Genomic DNA, 22909 nt, shown 5'->3' on the forward strand with positions numbered 1-22909 from the left:
CACGCCGCCAGCGTTCGTCCTGAGCCAGGATCAAACTCTCCATAAAATTTATGAAGAACTTAATCAAGCTCTCAATTATCTATTAAAGAAATTGCCGATTGCTATGTTGTTCATACCAATCGATGTTTATTAAGAAACTAAAAGTTTCTTCAAACATCTGGCTTAATCATGTTGCATGATTATTTTGCATTGTTTAGTTTTCAAAGAACAATCATTGTCGCACTCTTCAGAAGTGCCTGTCGCTTCAAGCGACTCATTTATCTTATCACCAGCAGTTCAGCTTGTCAAGAACTTTTTTAAATTCTTTTTTGAAGCTTTTCGGAACTCTTCAGTGCCTCGCCAATCAAGGCTTCGCTACACTGTTTTGTGTCCGTGTCTGTCAGCGACTTGTATTATATTACACGAGTCGGAAGGATATGTCAACACCTTTTTTTAAAAATCATGAAAAAAGTTTAAGGATTGGCTTTCAAGCCCCTTTCGTCAACCGCAGCTGGCACCTTCCCCGCAAGGCAGGATTGAGAGCCGAGATGCTATTTTATTTCTCACACGCCTATACGCAGGCATATGTGCATATATATGTTGCCAAACATTCCATCTCCGTAGTATCCTAATTCCAAGGAGGATTGATTATATGGAATTCTTAGACCTCGGCACAACCGCCTTTTTGATATTCTTTGGCTTTATGGCCGCTTTCATAGACTCGGTGGTTGGCGGTGGCGGCCTGATTTCCGTCCCTGCCCTCTTATGGACAGGCCTGCCGCCAGTATTGGCCCTGGGCACCAACAAGTGCGCTGCCGTGATGGGCTCCCTGACCAGCTTCATTACCTTTGTACGCTCCGGGAAAGTCGATATCTATCTGATGAAGCGCCTCTTCCCCCTTTCCTTCCTTGGCTCGGCTCTGGGGGTATTCGTGGTACAGATGGTGCCACCGGATATCCTGCGCCCGCTGGTCATCATAATGCTGATTGCTGTTCTTATCTATAGTATAGGCAAAAAAAATTGGGGCAAGGAAAACAAATATGCCGGCATGTCCACAAGGCTCCTGTTCCTTTCTGGCATCGTCGCCTTCTCACTGGGCTTCTACGATGGCTTCTTCGGTCCCGGTGCCGGCTCGTTCATGCTCTTCGGCCTGCTCATGGTCGGCTTCGACTTCTTAGGTGCTGCCGCCAATGCCCGCACCTTGAACTTTGCCAGTAATATCTCCGCCGTGATCTTCTTCGGCGCTCTGGGACAAATCGATTTTTCCCATGCCATTCCCATGGGACTGGCCATGATTGCCGGTGCTTACTGCGGCGCTAACATGGCCTTGAAAAAAGGCGTAGGTTACGTGCGCCCTTTGTTCATCACCATCACAACGATACTGATCGGCAAACTCGTATATGGCTTGTTCTTCTAAACGGACAACAGGATGAAGCAAAGCCCCCCTTGCCTTATGGCAAGGGGGCTTTGCTTCAATCACTTGATCATCATCCACGTCCCGGCCGTGATCAGTACGGCCCCGATTGCAGATTTCATGGTAAATTCTTCATGGAGGAACAAGATGGCCAGTATCAGCGTCAACACAACGCTCAATTTATCCACCGCCACTACGGCTGAAGTTTCCCCCAGTTGCAACGCCTTGAAATAACACAGCCAGGAGGCGCCAGTAGCAAAACCGGATAAAACGAGGAAGATCCAACACTTGCGGCTGATGTCCGCTATCCCGCTTTGAGCATTGGTCAGGAACACCATTCCCCAGGCCAGCACCAATACCACCACCGTGCGGATAGCTGTCGCCAGATGAGAATTCACGCCTTCGATGCCGACTTTGGCCAATATTGCCGTCAACGCAGCAAATACAGCCGATAACAACGCCAGTAACAACCACATAAGCAGACCTCCTGTCTCCAAACGTAACCTTTCCTGCTTTATATTGTAGCACAGGAAAACACGTCCAGATAGTGACTACCGCCCTTGACAACTCTGAGAAGTTTTGTCCGGCATTACTCCTGCGGCTTGATCAATCCATTCTGGTAAGCCAGCAACAGATTATACAGATCCGTAATCTCGTCCTGTATGATCTTCCCTTCATCTGTGTCCCCCAATGTTGTCCGACACGCCTGCAGTTCCACGGTTTCTGATACCGATTCAATATCCTGGTTCTCCTTCAGAGCTTCCCGGACATCCGCAATCTTCTGATGCTGCAGGAGACGCAGGCCACGGGAATTGGAAATCAGCGTGTAGCCGGAGATTCCCGTCTTGCTGTGGTACGCCTTGCAAAAACCACCGTCAATGATGATGGCCTTGCCCCCCGCTTTTACCGGTGTTTCCCCCTTCTTCACCTTGACCGGCACATGCCCGTTGATAATATGACCTTTCGCTGGATCAAGACCAAACTCTTTGAGCACCATAGCACAAGTCTTTTCGCTGTTGATGTACTTGAAATAGGGATCAGACGGCTCCTTCCAGGTGCTTTCATCAGCAATCAGCGCGCGTTCAAAGGTCTTGAATTCCCGCCCCGATACTGGCGACAGCCGTCCGCACCAGAGGAAATACATGAAATCCACCGCACCGGATGTATGGTGCAGATAAGCCTCCCGGGCCATGCGGTCGCAATAATCAAACCAGGCCCGGCCTTTCAGCTCCTGCCCGTCATAGGACACAGACCGCATCGTGCCATCTTCATTGAGCAGCACACAGCCATGAAACAGCAGATTGCCGTTGTAGCGGGTATAGAGACTCCCCTTCTGATAGAGGTAATCCACATGCTGCTGCAACACGGCACTCTCCAGGAAATAAGATTTCAGATCCGCAATGATGGCCGCTTCTTTCTCAGTCAGCCGATAAGGATCATCTGTATCCTCATCAATCGTGGGAAAGTACGCACTTTCCAGTTCATAACGCCTGCCATCCCCCAACACAGCATGGGATGAGCGAAAATCGATCTTATCGAGAAGCAGCCGGCTGTCCATCTGATATTCCGGATGACGGCGGATAAGCTGCCCCTCCAGCTTGAACATCATCATCGTGATGGCCTTTTCCGCGGCCTTGATGGGATTGGCATCCGGATAGCTGCGGGAGGCAAAAGTGGTCAAAGGCCGCAAGCTGATGCCATAACCACGTTCCAGCACATCGGTATTGTTGTAGCGCAGGGAATTGCGCACTACCGCCGCGATACAGGATTCATTGCCCAGTGCCGCCCCCATCCAGAGCACATCATGATTGCCCCATTGGATATCGACCGAAGGATGTTTCATCAACAGATTCAGGATGGCATCCGGCCGGTTTCCCCGGTCGAAGAAATCTCCGACAATATGCAGCCTGTCAACCGCCAACCGTTTGATGAGCACGGTAAAGGCCTCGATAAAATCCGCGCCGCTGTCGATCTGCACGATGGTATTCAACAGCCGCTTATGATAGACAAACTGAGCATTATCCGCCTCAGGCCGTGTATTCATCAATTCCATGATGACAGACTCATACCGCTTAGGGATAAAACCGTGGACTTTGGAAACTGGATACTTATAGCTCATCAGCTTAGACAGTTCCAGTAACTGCGAAAGATTCTTCCGGTACCATTCTGGCGTATTCTTATGAACACTCACCATCTGCTCAATTTTTTCCTTGGGATAATAGATCAAGGTGCAGAACTCCGCCTTCTCCTCTTCGCTGAGACGTTCGCCAAAGACATAGTCCACCTTTTCCCGGATAACCCCGGAACAATTGTTGAGAATATGAAAAAATGACGCATACTCTCCATGCAGATCGCTCATAAAGTGTTCGATGCCCTTAGGCAGTGACAACCGTGACTGTAAATAAATCAACTGTTCATACACGGATTCTTTGGTTGGATATTTCTCTGCCAATAACCGCATAATCTTATTTGGCCTGCCCTTAGCTGCTGCACCACGTACCATCTTTGACCGCCCCCGTATTATTATTTACATTTATTCAGTTTTATTTTACCATAGATTGGGCGTGAATGATATAGGTCAGAATGACCACAGCCATCGAAAATAAATATTCTGCTACAGAACCTACCTTAAAAAGCCTGACTCCTACTTTTTGCCAGGGCAAAAGAAACGGCACTTTGCCGCAAACAGCATCTTCAGCGATATGCAACAGGGCGCCGATAGCCAAAAAGCTGATTCCCCGCTCCACATCAGCACCATGTGGCAGCAGCCCCAGCTGCATGATTGCATAGATTGCAATATAGATGACCGGCCAATGCGACCAGCCGCGATGCCGTGCCCGCCAGCTCCAATAATCCGCCCCTGGCCGTCCTTCCACTTTATCCGGCAAGATGGCACCGGCCATCGAAAAAACGGCTGCCAACGGGTCTCCCGTGGCCCCAAAAACGATAACCCCCGTTACGATTTCATGATTAACCCATTTCATTAAGCTTTCCTGACTCCTTTAATATTGGTCCATTTTTACTTATTCTAACATATCAACAAGCTGAAATTCCATATGCTTCAACCCCTGACTTAACATTGCTACCACTGCATTCTTATAGTATAATGGGGGTACTTAAATGAACGGAGATAACGCAAATGGATGATTATACTTGGCAAAAGCGGCTTAGGGCACGACGCAGCCGGGAACACCGGCGGCTTTACTTCGGCTTTTTCCTGCTAGCCGCCATCATTGGAGCAACGGTGTGGTATTTCTTCTTCTATATACGCACCCCCGAATATGCTCTGCAACAGATTCAAACCGCCATCACCGAACATGACGAAGAAACGTTCAAGCATTATGTAAATGCGGAACTCCTTTCCTCCCGTGCGTATGATGATCTGACCATAGACCTTTTTGCCTATGACTCGGAGCTGACACCGAAAACCAGGTCCATGTTCGAAAAGTTCTATATCCTGATAAAGCCGCAGCTGGCCGAAGGTATGGAAAATGCAGCCCTGCAGCGTATCAGCACCGGCAGCTGGAGCCTGCCCGAAGGCACGGATATCCTGAAAGGACGCCAGCTTGGCATAGACTTCGAACGCTTTATTGAACGCAGCCAGATCCGCAACACAACGATCACAGGCATTGGCAAGGTGGAACACTCCGGCCACAGTGCTACAGCAGAACTGACGATAAGAGAGGATTACACCCAAACCGAGTTCACGCTGCAGCTGGCTATGGAACAAGCGGAGGACGGACATTGGCAGGTAGCCTATATCAAGAATTATAAAGCCTATCTGGATCAGATATCCCCCTTGCAGAACAAAGACATTGCCGACTACATCGCAGCTACCAAAAAAATCGTCAACGACAGCAATGAAACCTTTGAAGTGTATCAGAATCACTTCAAACGGCTGAACAGTTCCAAAAATGGTCATCTCTCTTCTCAGCAAAAGCAGAACATCGCATCCCTGATCGAGGGAGATATCATCCCCAGCCTGCAGGAACGGCAGACCCAGCTGGATACTGTAGAAGTCCCGCCAGGAGCTCAATATCTGGCCCGTCAGCGGCAACAGGCCACGGAAACCAGCATCAAGGCCTGGCAGCATTATGTAAAAGGCCTGCGGGAAGACAATCCTGCCGAATTCGCCACAGCGGAAACCCTCCACAAACAGGAATTGGCCATCGATCTCCGGGTACAGGATATAATCCGCCACACGGCCATCAGTAAGAATATCCCCAATCTGCCCTGATGATTTACTATGGTTCTTTATGGTTTCGCTTGACTTATTAGTATTTCGTAGTAAAATGTAACTAAAGAACTTGTGTGAAAATTCGTAAATACAATCAATTAACTTATGAACCATGCAATTATACAATGAGGAAAGGTGGCTCGATACTATGACTGCAGCAAAGACTTTGTGCCAGGTTCTGCTGGCACCCTTCTCCGGAAAAACCATGGAACTTGCCTCTGTTCCCGACCCTGTATTTGCCGAAAAACTCACAGGTGATGGTTTGGCCATCGAACTAAACAGTGATACCGTACTAGCCCCCTGTGACGGCGTGATTTCCCTGTTTTTCGACACAAAACACGCTTTTGCCATCACCACAGACGATGGCATCCAGATCCTGGTGCATGTGGGGCTGGACAGCATCATCCTGAACGGTGAAGGGCTAACGGCCCTGAAAAAATCCGGAGACCGTGTAACCGCCGGCACTCCCATCATCAAACTTGATCTGGATGTGCTGAAGAAGAATTCCATCAATATGATCTCACCTGTATTGATTGTCAACTACGATAAGGTATCGGAATTGAAGCCCCGTTCGGCCGGCTGTGAAGTTGCCGCCGGCAATGATGAAGTATTGCAATACGCCATAGCCATATAAGAAAAAGCCGCCTATAAGGCGGTTTTTTTATGCACATCAAGGCCCGGCCCTAACGTTGCAGATACATGTTGATTTCTTTCTGCACCTGGCTCAGGGCATTGCTTAGCGAACTATTCTCCTGCAGCACATGGTACAACCGGTTATCAGCCAGATTCATCGCCTCTTTATAACGAGGGAACTTCGGTTCCGTCATACAGTCAACCATGACCTCACTGACGGTTTTAAGGTCCATCTTCTCGCTGCCCGGAGTTGTCTCCATTAATAATTCCTGGGCACGATCGGATTCCACTACATCCCGCCGCACTGGCAAGGCTTGGGATTTCGTCAATACCATTTCCTGGATCACAGGATCATAGCAAAGCGTCTTCAATAACTCCCAGGCCAAACGCTGTTCACCGCTGCGCGCACTGATGCCCACCAGCATGGTCTGCATGATGGAAGAATTGCTACCCGAAGGCCCCGCAGGCAGTTTGATGCAGTCCCATTCAAAAGAGCTGTATTTCTTTATGCGCCAGGGATAAGGCTTATACGTCCGATACTCCGCAAAAGTAAACGGGCGGAAAGCCACCTTTCCCATATCAAAGTCCTTGGCTGTCACTTCCTGCCCCTGACTGACAGCATGCAGTTCGGCCATAAAGCGCATGACTTCCTCCATGTTCTGGCTGGAAAAATCAGCACTCTTCCCATCTTCAGAAAAGATGCGGGCATCATTGGTAAGTGCCGCTTTGCGCCAGGTATAATCATACACCCCGAACTGATCCAGCCGGCCATCCCCATTCGTGTCCTTTGTAACCGCCTTGCAGATGCGCAGGAAATCCTGCCAGGTCCAGGTATTGTCAGGGATGGGTATCCCCTCTTTGGCCAGCAGGGTCTTATTGACGAACATCAGTGTAGTCACGGAACCTACAGGCAAAGCATAACTGATGCCCTTGCAGCGTCCATCCTCCAAGGCCTTGGGATAATAAACCGATGGATCAAAATCCGCATCTTTATTCATCACCCGATCCAAAGGCAGCAAGGCACCAATGGAGGCATAAAGATCAAAATCCTGACTGGGAACCACAAAGATATCCGGCTCCTCCCCCTTCAGCAGGCGCTCTGCCAACCACTCGGAATAATCATCCTTGCGGATGCCGCTGACATACTTCACCCGCACACCAGGGTGTTCTGCTTCAAAGCGCTTGATGCCTTCTTCCAGCAGGGCATAGGAATCCCCTTCTGGCACATTCCAGTTGCTGCCAGCAAAAAGACCGACCGTCAACACCTTCGGCCGCGTGAGATACCAACCCAGGAAACAGGTCATGAAGACCAGGAAAGCTAAATATAGCGCAAACCCACGCTTCACGATACATCCACCTCAGCAGCAGCCAGTCCTGTCTGCACGGCCCAGATTGCCAATTGCGTGCGGTCCCTGAGCCCCAGTTTCGACAACGTACTCGACAGGCTGTTACGCACAGTGCCCTCCGAAAGATTGAGCTTTTCTGCGATTTCCTTATTGGATAAGCCATGCCCCACCAGATGCGCGATATTGCGTTCGGTACGGCTGAGTCCTTCCGTCGCCGGATTGGGCTCCACGGCACTGCTTCCCTGTGCCATCTGGTTGAAGAACTTCACCACCTTCGTGACTATGCCGGGATTTATCATCGCCCCTCCGGATACCACGGTCCGGATCGCCCCTGTGAGTTCAGGAACCGATACGCCTTTGAGCAAATACCCGCTCGCACCATATTTCAGCGCATTGAACACATATTCATCATCATCAAACGTGGTCAGGATTATGATTTTCACATTCGGATAAAGACGCTTCACTTCCCGGGTTGCTTCCACGCCATCCAATTCCGGCATGCGCACATCCATCAAAATAACATCCGGCAGGTCCTGCGTCAGCATCTCCATCAGGATCTGCCCATTTTCCGCCACACCTGTTACCTCGATATCCTCATTCTGATCCAGGACAATTTTCAGGCTTTCCCGGATAAGTTCCTGATCATCGGCAATAAACACCTTGGTCATTCTCATGCCTCCCGATTATTCTCTATTGCATTTTTCCCCATAGGAATCGTGGCTTCCAAAGTAAAGCCATTGTCGCTCCAATAGCGCAGCCGCCCATGCAAGAGCGCCAGCCGTTCCTCCATATGCCTGAGCCCGAAGCCCTGCTGTATCTCAACACAGCCTGCTCCATTGTCGGCAATGATGATATAAAATCTTCCCGGTTCCAAACCGCAGGTAACCGTGACTTTAGTTGCCTTCCCATGACGGCGGGCATTGGTGATCCCTTCCTGTACAATGCGATAGATGACCTCTTCTTCATCTTCCCGCAGTTTGTCCGGCCAGCCCAATTCCACCAGATGGATCTCCACGCCCGAAGAAGCTGCAAATTCCGCGATAACTTTTTTTATAGCCTGTTGCAAAGGCATTTTTTCCAGATCATCCGGCCGCAGCTTCTTCACGGAACGGCGCACATCCACAATGCCATGCTGCGCCGTTTCCCGAATCTTCTCCATCTGCTTTTTCACGGTGCCGGGAGCCGCATCCACCAGAACCAGGCAGGCATCCAGCCCCGCCACGATTCCCGTCAGGGTATGCCCCAAAGTATCATGGATTTCCCTGGCCAGACGGTTGCGTTCCCGCGTTTCCGCATTGCGTTCTGCCTCGATGGCATAAGCACGCAAGCGCACATTCGCCTCTTCCAGCTGTTTATTCAAGCTGGCGATCCGCTCCTTCTCATGATGTTTGTTCTGCACCAGCAACACCAGGTACAGGACAAACAACACGATATTCAAGGAAATCAGTCCGTTCTTTATCGCCAACAAAACAGACTGCACCTCGGGGCGGTAATACGCGGCATAGACATCGAAAGGAGCTACATGCCGCTGGAATATCGCCAGATTATAATTGGCCATGAAATATAATCCCAGCATGGCCCCCAAAAGCAGCCAGCTCTGATTCTCTTCATGATAACGATGCATGAGATCCGCTACAGCCAGCAGGACCACACCATCATAGGCCAGGTTCAGGCTCCGCATCAGCAACATGCAGACACCGATCTCTGCGGCAAAGACCAAATGCCGCTGCCCGCTCGTAATGCCACCATGACGATAGAGCTTTCCCAACAGCAGCAGCAAAGCATAAGCCCCCACTGCCGCCAGGAATCCCCTGAGTGCCGGCAAGGGCACGATCGGCAATGTTGTCAGGAACGCATGCGCCGACATGGTGTTGATTATCTTCTCCTGCGTCAGGCTCATAAACCCTGCCATCATCAGAACGACAAAACCATTATAGAGCCCCAGCAGGCCATAAAGCCATTCCAGACGCCGTTCCTCTGGTGTATAGGTTTCCGTCATCAATCCCATCCTCCCATGTCGGCGTTGATATTTTCCTTCACCAGCAACTGCGTAGGCAAGCGCAAGATCTTTGGCACCGGTTCCCCAGCCAACAGCTTATAAGCCTGCGCCACAGCCTGCTTGCCAAGGTTCCGCGGAGATTGCCCCGCCGTAGCCATCATATGGCCCTGCCGGATCATCTCCCTGGTTTCCGGCACACCGTCAACACCGTAAACCAGCACCTTGTCCAATCTCCCTACGGTCTGCAAGGCGGCCATCGCCCCCATCGCGGTGGGGTCATTCAAGGCCATCACCACATCGATTTCCGGATGACGACTCAGCATTTCCTGCATAGCCGGCATCGCCTGTTCCAACTGCCCTTGGCACTCAGCCTGTGCCACGACCTTGAAAGACGGATTGACGGCAACTCCATCTAAAAACCCCTGGATGCGCTCTACCGAAGACCGGGTTTCTGAATGTTTCAGCAAGGCAATATTACCAGACTTGGCATTTGCCAGCAAGTGCCTGGCACACTGCTGCCCTGCCATATAATTATCCGAAACCACCGTAGTGGCTACATAATCATCATCCTCCACATTGGTATCAATCGCAATCACCAGCACATGTGCCTCCTTCGCCAATTGCAAAGCCGGGCCAATGCGCTGCCAATCCACGGGATTGATGAAGATAACCTCCACGCCGCTGTCAATCAGCTCTCGTACAGCCTCCTCCTGCCGCTCCACCGACAAGACGGGGTCCCGGGAAAGCAGGACATCCCCCCGCTTTTCCACCTCCATGCGGATTTCCTCATCCACGATCTCGTAGAAAGGATTATTCAATGTCATATACACCGCCCCAAACTTACGCCGGTGTTCCAACTGCCGCAAAGAAAAATCCGTCTGCAGGATCTGCCACATGATAAGCCCTGTCAAAAAAAGGGTTAAGGCCCCCATTACGCCCCAAAAGAGTCGCTCGCCCCGTTCCATATCCTAAAATTTCCGCCTTTCTTCTGCCAAGTCTTATAAAATCTAACGCCATTATAACCCTGATATCCGATTTTTTCCATAGGCAATTTTCCCCGCTTGCAGTTGACGATATATCATTGCTTCGTTATAATTAAATGGTTGAATTGTAATTATTATCTCAAGGATATAAATACCAAAGGAAGTGTTGTATTGTGAAAAAAAACCTCCTCTGTGGCCTGTTGGCGGCCCTGGCTTTGCTCACGAATGTGCCTGCAGACGCAGCTGCAACCAACGCTGGTGCAAATGCGGTGGAAGTCCAATCCAATGAGACGGCCCAGCCGGTAGCCAATGGCTATGTAGAAGCCAATGAAATCTTTACAACCGCCGGTCTCACGCGCGGCCAGCTGACCGGAGATTACCGGCTGGCTAAATACGATGTGATCCAGCTCAGTATCCTGGGTTTCCCTCAGGGGCTTGACTATAGCACAGGCTCCACCGACAGCAGTGGTAATACCATAACGATCGGCCCGGACGGCAAAGCCACACTTCCTTATGTAGGTGGTATCAAACTGGTTGGCCTGACGCTGGATGAAGCCAGTGAAGCCATCAAGGAAAAACTGTCACAATACATCAAGATCCCGAGCATGGTCGTTTCGGTAAAAAACTATGGCCCACGCCGCGTATACGTGATGGGCGAAGTGGAAAAGCCCGGCATCCAGGACATGAATATCGATAATCTCAATGCCTATGCTGCCATAACATCCGCAGGCGGTTTCACCAAGCGCGGCCGCAGCACGCGGGTACAGGTTATCCGTGTAGTAGACGGTACCATGTACTATCGTCAGCTGAATATGAAAAACTTCATCCGCCGTCACGACCTGACACAGAACGTCAATCTTCTGGATGGTGACATCATTTATGTGCCAAAATCCAATGGTATCAGATGGCAGGAAGACATCCTCCCGTATTTCCAGGCTTATACCTATTACAAGGCAATAACGGACTAAGGAATACAACAAAAAAAGCAGCCAACGGCTGCTTTTTTTGTGTTCATAGATATTCTTCAAAGCGCTCCATATCCAGCACTTTGATGCTCTTGCCATCCACGGCGAGGATTCCCTCCCGTTGCATGGCCGACAGCTCTCTGGATAGCGAGGGACGCGTCACCGCCAAATAAGCCGCCATAAACTCCCGGCTGCCACTCAGTTCCAACTCACGCCGGCCCTGCATTTCAATGAACAGGAAACGGACAATCTTTTCCCGCAAAGAGCCGCTAGCCAGAACCTTGATCTTATTGTGCATGAAATAGGCTTTACGGGCAAAAATACGCATGAGATTACGCTGGATTTTCAAGGCACTGCGGCTAAGCTCCCCGCCGGCATCCCAGGTGAACAGGTCACTGGATATTTCCAGCAGGAGCACCTTGGTGACAGCCTCCACATACATATCATAAGGCTGCTTCAAGACCTCATAGACTTCCCCGAACATATCCCCCGGCTCATTGATTTCCGACAGGAAAATCCGCCGTCCCGAGAATGTATCCTTGAGGATATGCACTTCCCCGGAAAGCAGGATATAGAGGGAATGCGGCATATCGCCCTCATGGAAGACAATATCGCCCTTGGGATATTCCCGCAAGCTCACCTGAGCCGAGGCCAAAAGTTCCCGTACTTCTTCATCACTCATGCCCTGCGCCAGTGAGCACTTCTTGAGCAGCGGCATGAGTTTTTCTTTGGCTTCATTCGCCATAGCTTACTCCTGCATGAGAATCTTTTCGATTTCGACGATATACATGGTGTGATAATCGTCCTGATACCAACGCTCATCCGCAGCCTTGTCGATGAAGCACTCCTGCTTCAGTTCCTGCGCATAAAGCTTGCGGCAGAGCATGGTCACACGGGCTTCATCATAATAAGTCCGGCCATTGTCATGTTTGACGGTCAGACCTGCTTTGGCAATCTTGTCCTCATCCCGGCCGGATACCGTACCAAAATAGTTCATCATCTGCCGGCGGTCTTCACCGAACACCGAGATGGTCAGCCCATCAGCCTTATCCACGAATTCCTTGGTATAGCGCGACGGACGGATAAAGACATAGGCCACAGGTTTGCCCCACATGATTCCCATGCCGCCCCAGGACGCGGTCATCGCATTGCTCTTGCCATCGGCTTCGCCGGTCAGCAGCAGCCACTCCTTGCCGATTACCTTGAATACGCTTTCATTGAAATCATCCGGGCGTATCTCTTTTACTGCCATTTAGTTCATCCTCTCTGCAAAATAGGGTAAAATCATCTGCTTCTGCGTCTAATTTTACCCTATATGCCTGTAAAAATCCAGCCAGCCTTACTTGACCTTTTTGTCGAGCTTCACCTTGTCGCCATAGATGGTCTTGAATTCATCTTTCATCGAAATGGTATCCCAGCCGCGTTCCTCTGCCAGCTTCTTGAGCTTTTCAGCCTTGGCCGGATTGCCCAGTTCCCGCTCGGTGTCATCGCAAAGCACGAAGAACGAGGCACTCGGGTAAGGATTATTCTGCAGGGTATATTCCAGCATGCCACTATCGCCAGTGGAATTGCCGAAAGCCAGCACCGGCTGCTTGCCAATCTCATAGAAAATGCTGAAAATCTTGTTGCTCTGGCCATTTTCCCCGGCAAAGACACCAGAACGGACTACCTTTTCCTTATGACGGTCAAAGAAATGATGGTCGGGCGCATCCGTCCCCTGATTGCTGGTCACATAATGTACATTGGAGCCAATCATCTTATCCCGGGGCACATCCAGCACGCCTTCCACGAGGCAGCGCAGGATTTCCCGTTCACAAGCAGAATCCATATAAACCGTGAACCCATTGTTCCGCAGATAGGAAACCACTTCCACCATGGGCAGATAATAAGCTTCGCCCCGCTTGAGGTTCGTCAGTCCGATTTCCTTGGTTTCCATGAATTTCTTGACATACGCAGCATATTCATCGGCAGTCATGCCTGCATAGGATTGATGCAGTACCTTGCCCATCCGTGCATTGAGTTCCTTCGGGATTGGCTGCTTGCCTAAGATCAGCGGCTGTACCGCCTTGGCTACTTCCACCATCTCCGGTGTAGGCTGATAGTTCTTGTCCTCCAATACACGGTGCAGGAACATCATTTCCTGGAAATAATAAGGTGCCGTCTCACAGTAAAGGGTACCATCTAAATCAAAAGTGGCAATACGTGCCTCGGGCGGAATATAATTCTTGCTCTGAGGATTCGTTGCCTCTTCCACGAATTTGACGATTTTCGCCTTCGTCGGAGAATTGGGCTGCCAATACTTGAAATCGCTGGCTGTCGTCACCTGGATTGCCGCCAGTTCCGCCCGGCTGGCAGCCTGCGTATAAGTGCTGCCGCCCGCAATCCCCAAAGCCAGCGCGCCAGCCAAAAGGCCTGATAAGATCTTTTTCTTCATGATATCCTTCCTTTCTACGAGCCAAACACAACTTAGCAACATTCATATTTTCTCTCCGGAGAGGCTTTTTTCCTTCCTTTATCCCGGAAACTGCCCCATCTATCCACTTTTACACAAAAAATCCACAAAAATGGTGAGTTATCCACAGTTTTGCCGTGGATATCCACCATATTTTGTGGATAACTTACATTTTTATACAATTTAGCTTATTTCTGTCCTTTGAGGGCATCATCCAGGGTATGCCAGGCCAGGACGGCACATTTTACCCGGGCAGGCATATGGGACACATTCCTGAGGGCCAGCGCTTCGTCCAGCTCCTCCAATTCATCTTCATCCACCAGTTCACCCTTGATCATGGAGATGAACTTATTCGCCAACCGCCGCGCGTCCGCCACGCTCTTGCCGCGGATGAGTTCCGCCATGATATCCGTGCTGGCCTGAGAAATGGCACAGCCAACACCAGTGAAGGCCGCATCTTTGACCACGCCGCCTTCCACCTGCAATTCAATGGTGATTTCATCGCCGCAGCTGGGGTTCTTCCCCTTCATCTGACAGGTCGCACAGCTCAGCTTGTGCTTGTGGTCAGGGTTGCGGCTATGCTCTCCTAAAACTTCCGTATACACATCATCAAGCGCCATATCCTAGGACACCTCTTACTTTCTTCAATGATTCAATCCAGCGGTCGATATCTTCACGGGTGTTGTAAAGATAGAAGCTGGCCCGGCAGGTGGCGTTCTGCCCTAAATAGCGGTGCAGGGGCTGGGCACAATGATGGCCCGCCCGCACGGCTACACCGTCAGCATCCAGAATGGACGCCACATCATGCGGGTGCACATCCTTCACGTTGAAGGCGATGATGCCCGTCTTGTTCTCCCGCGTACTGTCACAGCCGTAAAGCTCGATAAACGGCAGTTCCCGCAGCTGCGGCAGTGCGTAGTTCAGCAAGTCCGCTTCGATGGCTTCGATTCGCTCAAAGGAAATCTTTTCCAGATAGTCGATGGCGGCCACAAGGCCCGCAGCACCACCCACATTCTGGGTGCCGGCTTCAAACTTGGCTGGCACTTCCGCCCAGGTGGATTCCTGCTCTTCCACATACTCAATCATATCGCCGCCCCGCAGGAAGGGTTCCATGGCATCCAGCAGCTCATATTTGCCATAGAGCACGCCAATGCCCATGGGGGACAGCATCTTGTGCCCCGAGAAAGCGAAGAAATCACAGTCCAGCTCCATCACATCCACGGCCATATGGGCCACGCTCTGGGAACCGTCCACCACGCAGACAGCCCCTACGCTATGCGCCTTCCTGACGATGGCCTTGACGTCATTCTTGAGCCCCAGCACATTGGACACCTGCGTCACGGCCACGATTTTCGTGCGCTCGGTAATCTTCGTCTCGATATCCTCAGCCGACAGGTTGCCGTCCTCTTCGAGATAGATATATTTAAGGGTTGCTCCCTTAGCTTTAGCGACCATCTGCCAGGGCACGCAGTTGCTATGATGCTCGGAGATGGAAATGACGATCTCATCCCCGGCCTGCACATTGTGCAGGCCATAGCTGTAAGCCACCAGATTCAAGGCTTCCGTGGCATTCTTCGTAAAGATGATTTCCTCAGGCCGCTTGGCCTTGATGAACTGCGCCGTGCGCGCCCGGGCCCCCTCATAGATGTCCGTGGCCTTAATGGACAGGGCATAAGCGCCCCGATGGGGGTTGGCATTGCAGCCGCCATAGTAGCCGCAGATGGATTGGATCATCTGTTCCGGCTTCTGGGTGGTGGCGCCGTTGTCGAGATAGGCCACCTTGCGGCCATTGACTTTATGGTTCAATAAGGGAAAATCCTTTAAAAATTCCTGTGCATCAGCCATGGGAAAGCCTCCTCTGCAAATAAGCGTCAATCTCTGCTTTCAATCCATCATCATCAATGCGGTCAAGGACAGGCTGGAAGTTCGCTTCGACCACGAGTTTCTGGGCTTCCGCCAAATCCAGGCCACGGCTCATCAGATAGAAGAGCTTGTCCTCGTCCATCTTGCCGATGCTCACGGCGTGATGGCCGTCCACATCATCCTCATGGGACAGCATGATGGGCACGCTGCGGTTCTGCACATGGTCGGACAGCACCATGACTTCCTCGTCCTCGCGCCCCACGGAGCCCTTGGAACCCTCGAGGAAATCCAACGTTCCCCGGAAAGTCTTTGCCGCGCCGCCCAAGAGTGCGCCCCGCACCTGCATATTGGCATCGGTGCGCTTGCCGCCCTGACGGATGATATAGTTCAAATCTATTTTTCGTTCGCCGTCGCCAAAGTACAGGCCCCAGACATCGGCCACACTGTCAGGGCCAGCCATATCCACGGTGAGTTCTGCCGCCGTAGCTTTCGCCCCGGCTTCCACGGTGGTATAGCTGAATTTTGCCCCTTTGCCCACATAGACCTTGATGCGGCTGGTGGCCGCTTCCTTCTCGTCCACCAGCTGGGCATAGATCAGCGTCAGCTCACCACCATCGGCGATATGGGCCTGCACTTCCAAGGCTCCGCCCTCCCGGCGATCCAGCACGATGCGCTTGTTTTCCCCAGACTCCACGAGAATCTTTTCCGTTCTGACCTCCGCACTGAGGTTTTCGGGAACCTTGACCTCATTGACATTCAGCCACCGCCAGGTGCGCATGGGAATGGCGGAAAAAATTTCTTCACTTATCATATTTATCCTCCTTACCCCATGGTACCTTCGAGTTCGATATTTACGAGGTTGTTCATTTCGAGCGCATATTCCAACGGCAGTTCTTTGGCAATCGGCTCCACGAAACCACGGACAATCATGGCGCGCGCTTCTTCCTCATCAATGCCGCGGCTGGTCAGATAGAAGATGGCTTCATCGCTGATGCGGCCAATCTTGGCCTCATGACCGATATCCGCCTCATCCCCCTCGATATCCATGACCGGCAGCGTATCACTGCGGGACAGATTATCCAGCATCAAGGATTCGCAATTCACGGAACACTTGGCATACGGCGCATTTTTCGTGACCTTGACCGCACTGCGGTAGGTGGCCTTGCCGCCCGCCTTCGAAATGGTGCGGGTGTTGATATTGGCCGATGTATGGGGCGCCGCATGGATGACGCTGGCCCCTGTATCGAGATTCTGCCCCTTGGAGGCAAAGGTCACGCCCGTGAACTCACAGCGGGCGTTTTCCCCGTGGAGCACACTGCAGGGGTACAGACAGGAGATATGGGAACCGAAGGAACCGGACACCCATTCAATCAGGCCGTCCTTCTCCACCAAGGCCCGCTTGGTGTTGAGGTTCATCATGTTCCGTGACCAGTTCTCAATAGTCGAGTAGCGCAGCCGCGCCCCCTCCTTGACGAAGAGTTCCACGCAGCCCGCATGGAGGTTGGTTACATTATATTTGGGTGCCGAGCAGCCTTCAATGAAGTGCAGGCTGGCATTTTTCTCTACAATGATCAGCGTGTGCTCGAACTGGCCAGCCCCGGCGGCATTCAGACGGAAATAACTCTGCAAGGGCATTTCCACATGGACGCCTTCCGGAACATAGACGAAGGAGCCGCCCGACCAGACCGCACCATGCAGGGCCGCAAACTTATGGTCTTTGGGCGGTACCAGGGTCATGAAATATTCCTTGACCATGTCGCCATGCTCCCGCAGGGCCGTTTCCATATCGGTGTAGATAACGCCCTGCTTGACCATATCTTCCTGGATGGAGTGATAGACCACTTCGGAATCATACTGCGCCCCCACACCGCCCAGCGAGGTCTTTTCCGCTTCGGGGATGCCCAGCCGGTCGAAGGTATCCTTGATCTCTTCAGGGACTTCCTCCCATTTGCCGGTCATCTTGGCATCGGGCTGCACATAGGTCACGATATCGTCCATATTGAGGTCTTCAAGCGACGGCCCCCAGGTCGGCAACGCCAGAGAATTGTAGACCTCCAGCGATTTCAACCGGAATTCCGTCATCCACTCCGGGTCGTTCTTGCGCCGAGAGATATCCCGTACGATTTCCGGCGTCAGGCCGCTATGGGATTTGTAGACCGAATGGTCTTCGTTCTTGATGTCGTAGAGGGTACGTTCAATGTCCTCCACATAAGTCTTCTTCTTTTCCGCCATAGCTGCCTCAACCTTCCTGCTCTGCCAGGATATGCGTGAAACCGCGGCGATTGATGTCTTCGATCAGTTCCGGGCCGCCTTCTTCCACAATCTGGCCATTCATGAGCACATGCACCTTATCCACCTTGAGATGTTCCAGGATGCGGGTGTTATGGGTGATGATTAGGCAGGAGTTATCCTTATTGTGGAACTTGGCCACGCCTTCCGATACGATCTGCACCGCATCCACATCCAGACCGGAATCCGTCTCGTCCAGCAGGGCCAATTTCGGATTCAGCATCAAAAGCTGCAGGATTTCCGTGCGCTTCTTCTCGCCGCCGGAAAAGCCCACATTGAGGTAACGCTGGGCATATTCCGGATTCATCTTGAGTTCCTGCATGGTGGCCTTGAGTTCCTTGCGGAAGGGCAGCAGCTTCACTTTCTCGCCGGTGATGACCTGCTTGGCCGTGCGCAGCATATTCTCCACGGTGATTCCCGGAATCTCCTCCGGTGTCTGGAAGGATAAGAACAGCCCTTTGCGGCTGCGCTCGAAGGTCTTCATCTCCTTCATATCCTCGCCCTCAAACTCCATGGAACCACTGGTCACGGTATACTTGGGATGCCCCATGATGATATTCATCAGTGTGGACTTGCCCGAACCATTAGGCCCTAAGATAACATGCACTTCCCCCTTGCCCACGGACAGGGAAAGCCCCTTCAAAATCTCCTTATCCTCCACACCGGCATGGAGGTCCTTGATTGCCAACAGCTGCTCTGCCATTTACAAACTCTCCTTTTAAAAACAACAGGGTAAACCTGATAAAACTTACGCTCATTTAATCCTTAGTATTTTTGTCAGGATTAACAATTCCTATTGTAGAGTGTTGCTAAAAAAAAGTCAATAGATACTACACGCATGCATAAACAATTCATATAATTGATATTCATTATCGCCGTTCTGAGACACCAAAGAAAAGTCACACCACGTCCCCTTAATCTTGCAGGAATTTCCCCCCTTATCACGAATAGGAAGTGTAAGAATAATCTCGCAGAATTCTCCAAGGAGGAGGGGGGCCTTTCATGCGGTACCTCACACGGATAATCATACTGACCATCATCATAGCGATAAATTTTCTGCCCCCATGTCTGGGGGCGGAATTCTTGCGCCAAAATCTGCGGGTAGGCTTTGATGATACCGCCGGCAATTTCTGGCAAGGAAGCAGGTTGCTCTACCATGGCGCAGCCTATGAACTCACGGAATACATGGGCACCTACATGAGTGTACATGTCAACTACACCCGCGGCACCTTGGCCGATAATCTATTGCGCCTGCATAGCGGCAGCCTGGATTTTGTCTATCTGCCTGAAAACGGTCAGCCGACCAACCCCAGCAAAGGTCCCACTGACCTTCCTCCCAATACGATTTTCGTCCCCCTGGGTCAGGGTTTTGGCTGGCTGCTGGCAGATGAATACCGGACGGATCTAAAAGAACGGGCCCTGCAGGCCATGGCAGAAATCAAAGAAGTCAATCCCTTGTTCCCCAACAGCCTGCTGGAAAAATACCATGTAAAAGGTCATGCCCTCAACCTTACCCCGGAAGAAAAGGCGTACCTCGCTGCCCATCCGGTCATCCGCACTATGGTGTCCCCCCGTCAGCCTCCCTATACCTATTTTGAAAAAGGCGAGGCCAAGGGCATTATTGCTGACATCATCAAACGGTTGGAAGCTGATCTGGGCATCACACTGGAAATCATTCCCGAAGAGACACAGCACACCATGATGCAACACCTCACAAACGGGGACATCGACATGGTCATGGATTTCTACACCGACCATAACTGGGCCAAAGCACATAATGCGATCCTGACCTTCCCTTACCTGACCCTGAATTATGTGTCCGTTATGCGCAAAGACAGACCTTTGCCAGAAACGCCTACCGTGGCCTGCGCCCGCACCCATTTCTACACACACGATTTCATTGAACGGACCTTCCCTCCGGAACAGCTGCGCTATTATGCTGACGTGCCCGACTGCATGGCCGCTGTCAACCGCGGCGAGGCGGATATGACCTTCGTCAAATCCGTAACGGCTCAAAGTGATATATACCGCGGCAGTTACTACAACCTCTACACCAACGGCAACGTGGTCTTCAGCCACAAGGTCTCCATTGCCATCAGCGATACGGCCGACCCTCTGCTGTTGAAGATCCTCAACAAAGAAGTTGCCCATATCGACCCGCAGGATATTGCCAGCATTGTCAACAGCCAGGTCTACGGCGTACAAGCGCAGGATACCTTGAAGGCCTTTATCTATCGCAATCCCTTTATGTCCCTGTGCCTGTTGGGCGGGGTACTGTCCATCATCATCATCGGACTGCTCTACTTCATGCAGCTGCGGCGCAAATATACGGCTGAACTCTGGCGGCAGGCCAACGTCGTCACAATCACGGATATCTATAACCTGCATTGGTTTGCCCAGGAACTCCCCAACGCCATCGCCTACTACCAGGAAGCCCGGAAAAATGGCGAGTTGTTCGTGCTGGTCGTTTCCGCTCAGCGCGTGGCCTTCCTGAAGGAGCTTCACGGCACCCAGACCTATGCGGACTGCATCGAGCGCAGCTTGCAGGAATTGACCAAAAAACATCCCTGGATTCTCCGCTATGGGCTCTCTGCCGAAATCACCCATGTGTATATGCTCTGCCAAAAACCACCGGGACTGACACTGCGCCAATCTGCCGAGCAGATAGAAAAGGCCATCCGTATCATTCCCGTCAATGGCATTCCCACAACGGTCACGTATCATATCGGCCTTTGCCCGGTTCCCCGCAATGGCGACATCGATGCCAGCCTGCTGATGGACAACGCCATGATGGCACGCAATGAAATCATCGGCAAAAGCAATACCATCGGCATCTTCAACACCAATATGCATGATGAAATGCTGAAGCATCAGCAGATGGAACTCTATATGGAAAAAGCACTGGAGACAGGCGAATTCCAGATACACCTGCAAGCCAAATACGATTTGAACACCCGGAAGATCTGCGGTGCCGAAGCCTTGGTGCGCTGGCAAAGTCCGGAACTGGGCTTCCTTATGCCCAACCACTTCATCCCTCTCTTTGAGCGCAACGGCTTTGCCATCAGGCTGGATTATTATGTATTGGAGCTGGTCTGCAAATGCTTGCAGGAACGCCTGAAGAAAAAACTCCCTGTCGTTCCGATTTCAGTCAATCAGTCCGGTCTCCATATCTCCGAACGGGGCTATCTGGCCAGCATACAAGCCATCGCCGATTGCTACAAACTCCCCCGGAAACTGGTGGAACTGGAGCTGACGGAAACATCTTTCATTGATTTCAACACCAAAACAGAAAACGAAAACGCCTTGCAGATCACAAGGCGCTTGAAAAGCATGGGCTTTGCCCTCAGTATGGATGATTTTTGTACTGGTTATTCCTCGATTGCCATGCTCAGGAACCTGCCCATGGACATCATGAAAATCGACCGCAGCATGCTGCTGTCCGCCGAGCAGGATGAACGCGCCCTGACCATTCTGAAACAGGTCATCCAATTAGGGCAAAACCTCAGCATGCGCGTACTGGTCGAAGGTATTGAAACCGAAGCACAGGAGCGACTGCTCAAGGCCACCGGCTGCCATATCGGCCAAGGCTTCCTCTTTGCCCATCCCGTTCCCATCGAGCAGTTCTTTGCCAAGCTGGACAACAGCCTCAAGCCTTGATGGCCCAGCGCAATTTGGTGGAATGAGCGCGGCTGTTGCGATAGCACTCCTCCCGCGTGGGGCGGATGACCTCCTGAGAGATTTCCCGATAGATTCCCTGCTGCTGAAAAGCTTTGAAGGCCTTCTTCACGATCCGGTCCTCGCCGGAATGGAAGGTCAGGATGGCCGCCCGGCCGCCAGCTTTCAATGCCGCTGGCAGTTTTTCCATGAATTCGTAGAGAACTTCATATTCGTGGTTGATGTCAATGCGCAGTGCCTGGAATACACGGGCACTGCTTTTTTTCGTGAGTTCTTCCCGGGCCAAAGCCTGCTTCTTCGTGCTATAGCCTACCTTTTCCTTGACCTCAGGCGGCAGCTCGACCTTAGCCAGCGCCTTGGCCACTTCCTCATAAAGCTCTTTCGTGGTCTTGATGGGCCAGCGGCGGCGGGTTATCTGGCGGGCAATCTCAGCGGCATAAGGTTCATCCGCATTTTCCCGCAGCATGCCCTCCAACTCTTCCTTGGAAATGTCCGCCAGGCGTTCTGCCGCCGTAATCCCGGCTTCAGGATTAAGCCGCAGATCCAGCGGCCCGTCACTCTTGAAGGTAAATCCTCTTTCAGGATTATCGATCTGCATGGAGGACACGCCTAAATCGGCCAGCACGAAATCAAAGCCGCCCACCTCTGAGGCCAGCTTGTCAATCTCGCAGAAATTCATATTCCGCAGCTGCCAGATTTCTTCGCCAAAGCCCGTCTCCCGAATCCGTGCCTCGGTCTTCTTCGACTCAATGGGGTCGATATCCCCGCTGTAGAGCCGCCCGCGGCCTTCCAGCTTTGCCAGCATGGCCATGGTATGACCGCCATAGCCCAGGGTGCCATCAAAGCCCTGCTCGCCGGGCTGAATGGCGAGGACATCGAGAATCTCCTCCACCATGATGGGAATGTGCATCCCCGCAGGAGTATTGCCCTTGGCGATGACATGGGCCACTTCCTCCCCATATTTTTCGGGGTTCAGCTCCTTGTACTTCTCCGCAAAATGCCGGGGATATTTGCCGCTGTAATGGATGCGGCGCTTATGCTGTTTCTCTTCCATCTTGTTGCTGCCTTTCCTCT

At 51.7% G+C, this 22909-nt stretch carries 21 protein-coding genes; 5 read left to right on the forward strand and 16 right to left on the reverse strand.

Features of this window, described 5'->3' with window-relative positions; translation table 11 throughout:
- Positions 1-631: 631 nt before the first annotated feature.
- Positions 632-1396: a TSUP family transporter gene (locus BUB68_RS11495; protein WP_073091487.1), complete on the forward strand. Its 765-nt coding sequence runs from the start codon at positions 632-634 to the stop codon at positions 1394-1396.
- 59 nt (positions 1397-1455) lie between these two features.
- Here the strand turns inward: BUB68_RS11495 and BUB68_RS11500 are convergent, their stop codons facing one another.
- The 3 genes from BUB68_RS11500 to BUB68_RS11510 all read right to left on the reverse strand — a co-directional run bounded on the left by BUB68_RS11500 (position 1456) and on the right by BUB68_RS11510 (position 4377).
- Positions 1456-1869, reverse strand: a complete 414-nt coding sequence (locus BUB68_RS11500) for an EamA family transporter (protein WP_073091490.1) — start codon at positions 1867-1869, stop codon at positions 1456-1458.
- Positions 1870-1982: 113 nt separating this feature from the next.
- Positions 1983-3896 carry a fructose-1,6-bisphosphatase gene (locus BUB68_RS11505; RefSeq protein WP_073091493.1) on the reverse strand — a complete coding sequence of 638 codons (1914 nt, stop codon included), beginning with the start codon at positions 3894-3896 and terminating at the stop codon, positions 1983-1985.
- Between the two features lie 40 nt (positions 3897-3936).
- On the reverse strand, positions 3937-4377 hold the full coding sequence (locus BUB68_RS11510; RefSeq protein ID WP_073091496.1) for a metal-dependent hydrolase: 441 nt from the start codon (positions 4375-4377) through the stop codon (positions 3937-3939).
- Positions 4378-4532: 155 nt separating this feature from the next.
- Between BUB68_RS11510 and BUB68_RS11515 the strand changes: the two genes are divergently transcribed.
- Together BUB68_RS11515 and BUB68_RS11520 are read left to right on the forward strand one after the other, a co-directional pair.
- Entirely contained in the window at positions 4533-5630 is a 1098-nt protein-coding gene (locus BUB68_RS11515; RefSeq protein WP_073091499.1) for a hypothetical protein, read from the forward strand.
- Between the two features lie 148 nt (positions 5631-5778).
- The gene (locus tag BUB68_RS11520) at positions 5779-6264 is read left to right on the forward strand and encodes a PTS sugar transporter subunit IIA (protein WP_073091501.1); all 486 of its coding nucleotides are present in this window, start codon (positions 5779-5781) and stop codon (positions 6262-6264) included.
- A gap of 49 nt (positions 6265-6313) precedes the next feature.
- Here the strand turns inward: BUB68_RS11520 and BUB68_RS11525 are convergent, their stop codons facing one another.
- The 4 genes from BUB68_RS11525 to BUB68_RS11540 are packed head-to-tail and all read right to left on the reverse strand — an operon-like array spanning position 6314 to position 10573.
- Positions 6314-7609 (reverse strand): ABC transporter substrate-binding protein, encoded by a 1296-nt coding sequence (locus BUB68_RS11525; RefSeq protein ID WP_081371983.1) that lies wholly within the window; start codon positions 7607-7609, stop codon positions 6314-6316.
- Positions 7606-8277, reverse strand: a complete 672-nt coding sequence (locus BUB68_RS11530) for a response regulator transcription factor (RefSeq protein ID WP_073091503.1) — start codon at positions 8275-8277, stop codon at positions 7606-7608. Before BUB68_RS11530 ends, BUB68_RS11525 begins: the two co-directional genes overlap by 4 nt.
- A gap of 2 nt (positions 8278-8279) precedes the next feature.
- Entirely contained in the window at positions 8280-9608 is a 1329-nt protein-coding gene (locus tag BUB68_RS11535; protein ID WP_073091505.1) for a sensor histidine kinase, read from the reverse strand.
- Complete coding sequence (locus tag BUB68_RS11540) at positions 9608-10573, reverse strand: sugar ABC transporter substrate-binding protein (protein WP_073091508.1); 966 nt, start codon at positions 10571-10573, stop codon at positions 9608-9610. The genes BUB68_RS11535 and BUB68_RS11540 overlap by 1 nt, the downstream gene beginning before the upstream one ends.
- Before the next feature lie 191 nt (positions 10574-10764).
- Here BUB68_RS11540 and BUB68_RS11545 point away from each other — a divergent pair, with 191 nt between their 5' ends.
- Positions 10765-11559, forward strand: coding sequence for a polysaccharide biosynthesis/export family protein (locus BUB68_RS11545; protein WP_073091510.1), 795 nt, complete (start codon positions 10765-10767; stop codon positions 11557-11559).
- Between the two features lie 43 nt (positions 11560-11602).
- Here BUB68_RS11545 and BUB68_RS15290 read toward each other — a convergent pair whose 3' ends face one another.
- The 8 genes from BUB68_RS15290 to sufC form a co-directional block, all read right to left on the reverse strand.
- The gene (locus BUB68_RS15290; RefSeq protein ID WP_178139521.1) at positions 11603-12301 is read right to left on the reverse strand and encodes a Crp/Fnr family transcriptional regulator; all 699 of its coding nucleotides are present in this window, start codon (positions 12299-12301) and stop codon (positions 11603-11605) included.
- A 3-nt stretch (positions 12302-12304) separates the two neighbouring features.
- Positions 12305-12808 (reverse strand): flavin reductase family protein, encoded by a 504-nt coding sequence (locus tag BUB68_RS15295; RefSeq protein WP_178139522.1) that lies wholly within the window; start codon positions 12806-12808, stop codon positions 12305-12307.
- 87 nt (positions 12809-12895) lie between these two features.
- A complete protein-coding gene (locus BUB68_RS11555) occupies positions 12896-13990 on the reverse strand; it encodes an HAD family hydrolase (protein WP_256625913.1) in 1095 nt (364 codons plus the stop codon).
- Between the two features lie 206 nt (positions 13991-14196).
- Complete coding sequence (gene sufU / locus BUB68_RS11560; RefSeq protein WP_073091513.1) at positions 14197-14628, reverse strand: Fe-S cluster assembly sulfur transfer protein SufU; 432 nt, start codon at positions 14626-14628, stop codon at positions 14197-14199.
- Positions 14618-15853 carry a cysteine desulfurase gene (locus tag BUB68_RS11565; RefSeq protein WP_073091515.1) on the reverse strand — a complete coding sequence of 412 codons (1236 nt, stop codon included), beginning with the start codon at positions 15851-15853 and terminating at the stop codon, positions 14618-14620. The genes sufU and BUB68_RS11565 overlap by 11 nt, the downstream gene beginning before the upstream one ends.
- Positions 15846-16682 (reverse strand): SufB/SufD family protein, encoded by an 837-nt coding sequence (locus BUB68_RS11570; RefSeq protein WP_073091517.1) that lies wholly within the window; start codon positions 16680-16682, stop codon positions 15846-15848. Before BUB68_RS11570 ends, BUB68_RS11565 begins: the two co-directional genes overlap by 8 nt.
- An 11-nt stretch (positions 16683-16693) precedes the next feature.
- On the reverse strand, positions 16694-18103 hold the full coding sequence (sufB, locus tag BUB68_RS11575) for a Fe-S cluster assembly protein SufB (RefSeq protein WP_073091520.1): 1410 nt from the start codon (positions 18101-18103) through the stop codon (positions 16694-16696).
- A 7-nt stretch (positions 18104-18110) separates the two neighbouring features.
- Positions 18111-18863 carry a Fe-S cluster assembly ATPase SufC gene (gene sufC, locus BUB68_RS11580; RefSeq protein ID WP_073091522.1) on the reverse strand — a complete coding sequence of 251 codons (753 nt, stop codon included), beginning with the start codon at positions 18861-18863 and terminating at the stop codon, positions 18111-18113.
- Positions 18864-19162: 299 nt separating this feature from the next.
- On the opposite strand from sufC, the gene BUB68_RS11585 reads away from it, so the two are divergent.
- A complete protein-coding gene (locus BUB68_RS11585) occupies positions 19163-21817 on the forward strand; it encodes an EAL domain-containing protein (protein WP_073091524.1) in 2655 nt (884 codons plus the stop codon).
- Here the strand turns inward: BUB68_RS11585 and rsmH are convergent.
- Complete coding sequence (rsmH, locus tag BUB68_RS11590) at positions 21807-22889, reverse strand: 16S rRNA (cytosine(1402)-N(4))-methyltransferase RsmH (RefSeq protein WP_073091527.1); 1083 nt, start codon at positions 22887-22889, stop codon at positions 21807-21809. The genes BUB68_RS11585 and rsmH overlap by 11 nt on opposite strands.
- Positions 22890-22909 lie beyond the last annotated feature (20 nt).

The organism is Pseudoselenomonas ruminantium, from assembly GCF_900142515.1.
In the GTDB taxonomy this organism is placed as follows: domain Bacteria; phylum Bacillota; class Negativicutes; order Selenomonadales; family Selenomonadaceae; genus Selenomonas_A; species Selenomonas_A ruminantium_D.

What these genes read in the sequence shown, in the direction of transcription:
- BUB68_RS11510 (WP_073091496.1), bottom strand. Translation starts at nt 4,377, where the DNA reads ATGAAATGGGTTAATCATGAAATCGTAACGGGGGTTATCGTTTTTGGG.
- sufC (WP_073091522.1), bottom strand. Translation starts at nt 18,863, where the DNA reads ATGGCAGAGCAGCTGTTGGCAATCAAGGACCTCCATGCCGGTGTGGAG.
- BUB68_RS11500 (WP_073091490.1), bottom strand. Translation starts at nt 1,869, where the DNA reads ATGTGGTTGTTACTGGCGTTGTTATCGGCTGTATTTGCTGCGTTGACG.
- BUB68_RS11505 (WP_073091493.1), bottom strand. Translation starts at nt 3,896, where the DNA reads ATGGTACGTGGTGCAGCAGCTAAGGGCAGGCCAAATAAGATTATGCGG.
- BUB68_RS11520 (WP_073091501.1), top strand. Translation starts at nt 5,779, where the DNA reads ATGACTGCAGCAAAGACTTTGTGCCAGGTTCTGCTGGCACCCTTCTCC.
- BUB68_RS11495 (WP_073091487.1), top strand. Translation starts at nt 632, where the DNA reads ATGGAATTCTTAGACCTCGGCACAACCGCCTTTTTGATATTCTTTGGC.
- BUB68_RS11555 (WP_256625913.1), bottom strand. Translation starts at nt 13,990, where the DNA reads ATGAAGAAAAAGATCTTATCAGGCCTTTTGGCTGGCGCGCTGGCTTTG.
- sufU (WP_073091513.1), bottom strand. Translation starts at nt 14,628, where the DNA reads ATGGCGCTTGATGATGTGTATACGGAAGTTTTAGGAGAGCATAGCCGC.
- BUB68_RS11515 (WP_073091499.1), top strand. Translation starts at nt 4,533, where the DNA reads ATGGATGATTATACTTGGCAAAAGCGGCTTAGGGCACGACGCAGCCGG.
- BUB68_RS11540 (WP_073091508.1), bottom strand. Translation starts at nt 10,573, where the DNA reads ATGGAACGGGGCGAGCGACTCTTTTGGGGCGTAATGGGGGCCTTAACC.
- BUB68_RS11530 (WP_073091503.1), bottom strand. Translation starts at nt 8,277, where the DNA reads ATGACCAAGGTGTTTATTGCCGATGATCAGGAACTTATCCGGGAAAGC.
- rsmH (WP_073091527.1), bottom strand. Translation starts at nt 22,889, where the DNA reads ATGGAAGAGAAACAGCATAAGCGCCGCATCCATTACAGCGGCAAATAT.
- sufB (WP_073091520.1), bottom strand. Translation starts at nt 18,103, where the DNA reads ATGGCGGAAAAGAAGAAGACTTATGTGGAGGACATTGAACGTACCCTC.
- BUB68_RS15290 (WP_178139521.1), bottom strand. Translation starts at nt 12,301, where the DNA reads ATGGCGAATGAAGCCAAAGAAAAACTCATGCCGCTGCTCAAGAAGTGC.
- BUB68_RS11565 (WP_073091515.1), bottom strand. Translation starts at nt 15,853, where the DNA reads ATGGCTGATGCACAGGAATTTTTAAAGGATTTTCCCTTATTGAACCAT.
- BUB68_RS11570 (WP_073091517.1), bottom strand. Translation starts at nt 16,682, where the DNA reads ATGATAAGTGAAGAAATTTTTTCCGCCATTCCCATGCGCACCTGGCGG.
- BUB68_RS11535 (WP_073091505.1), bottom strand. Translation starts at nt 9,608, where the DNA reads ATGACGGAAACCTATACACCAGAGGAACGGCGTCTGGAATGGCTTTAT.
- BUB68_RS11585 (WP_073091524.1), top strand. Translation starts at nt 19,163, where the DNA reads ATGCGGTACCTCACACGGATAATCATACTGACCATCATCATAGCGATA.
- BUB68_RS15295 (WP_178139522.1), bottom strand. Translation starts at nt 12,808, where the DNA reads ATGGCAGTAAAAGAGATACGCCCGGATGATTTCAATGAAAGCGTATTC.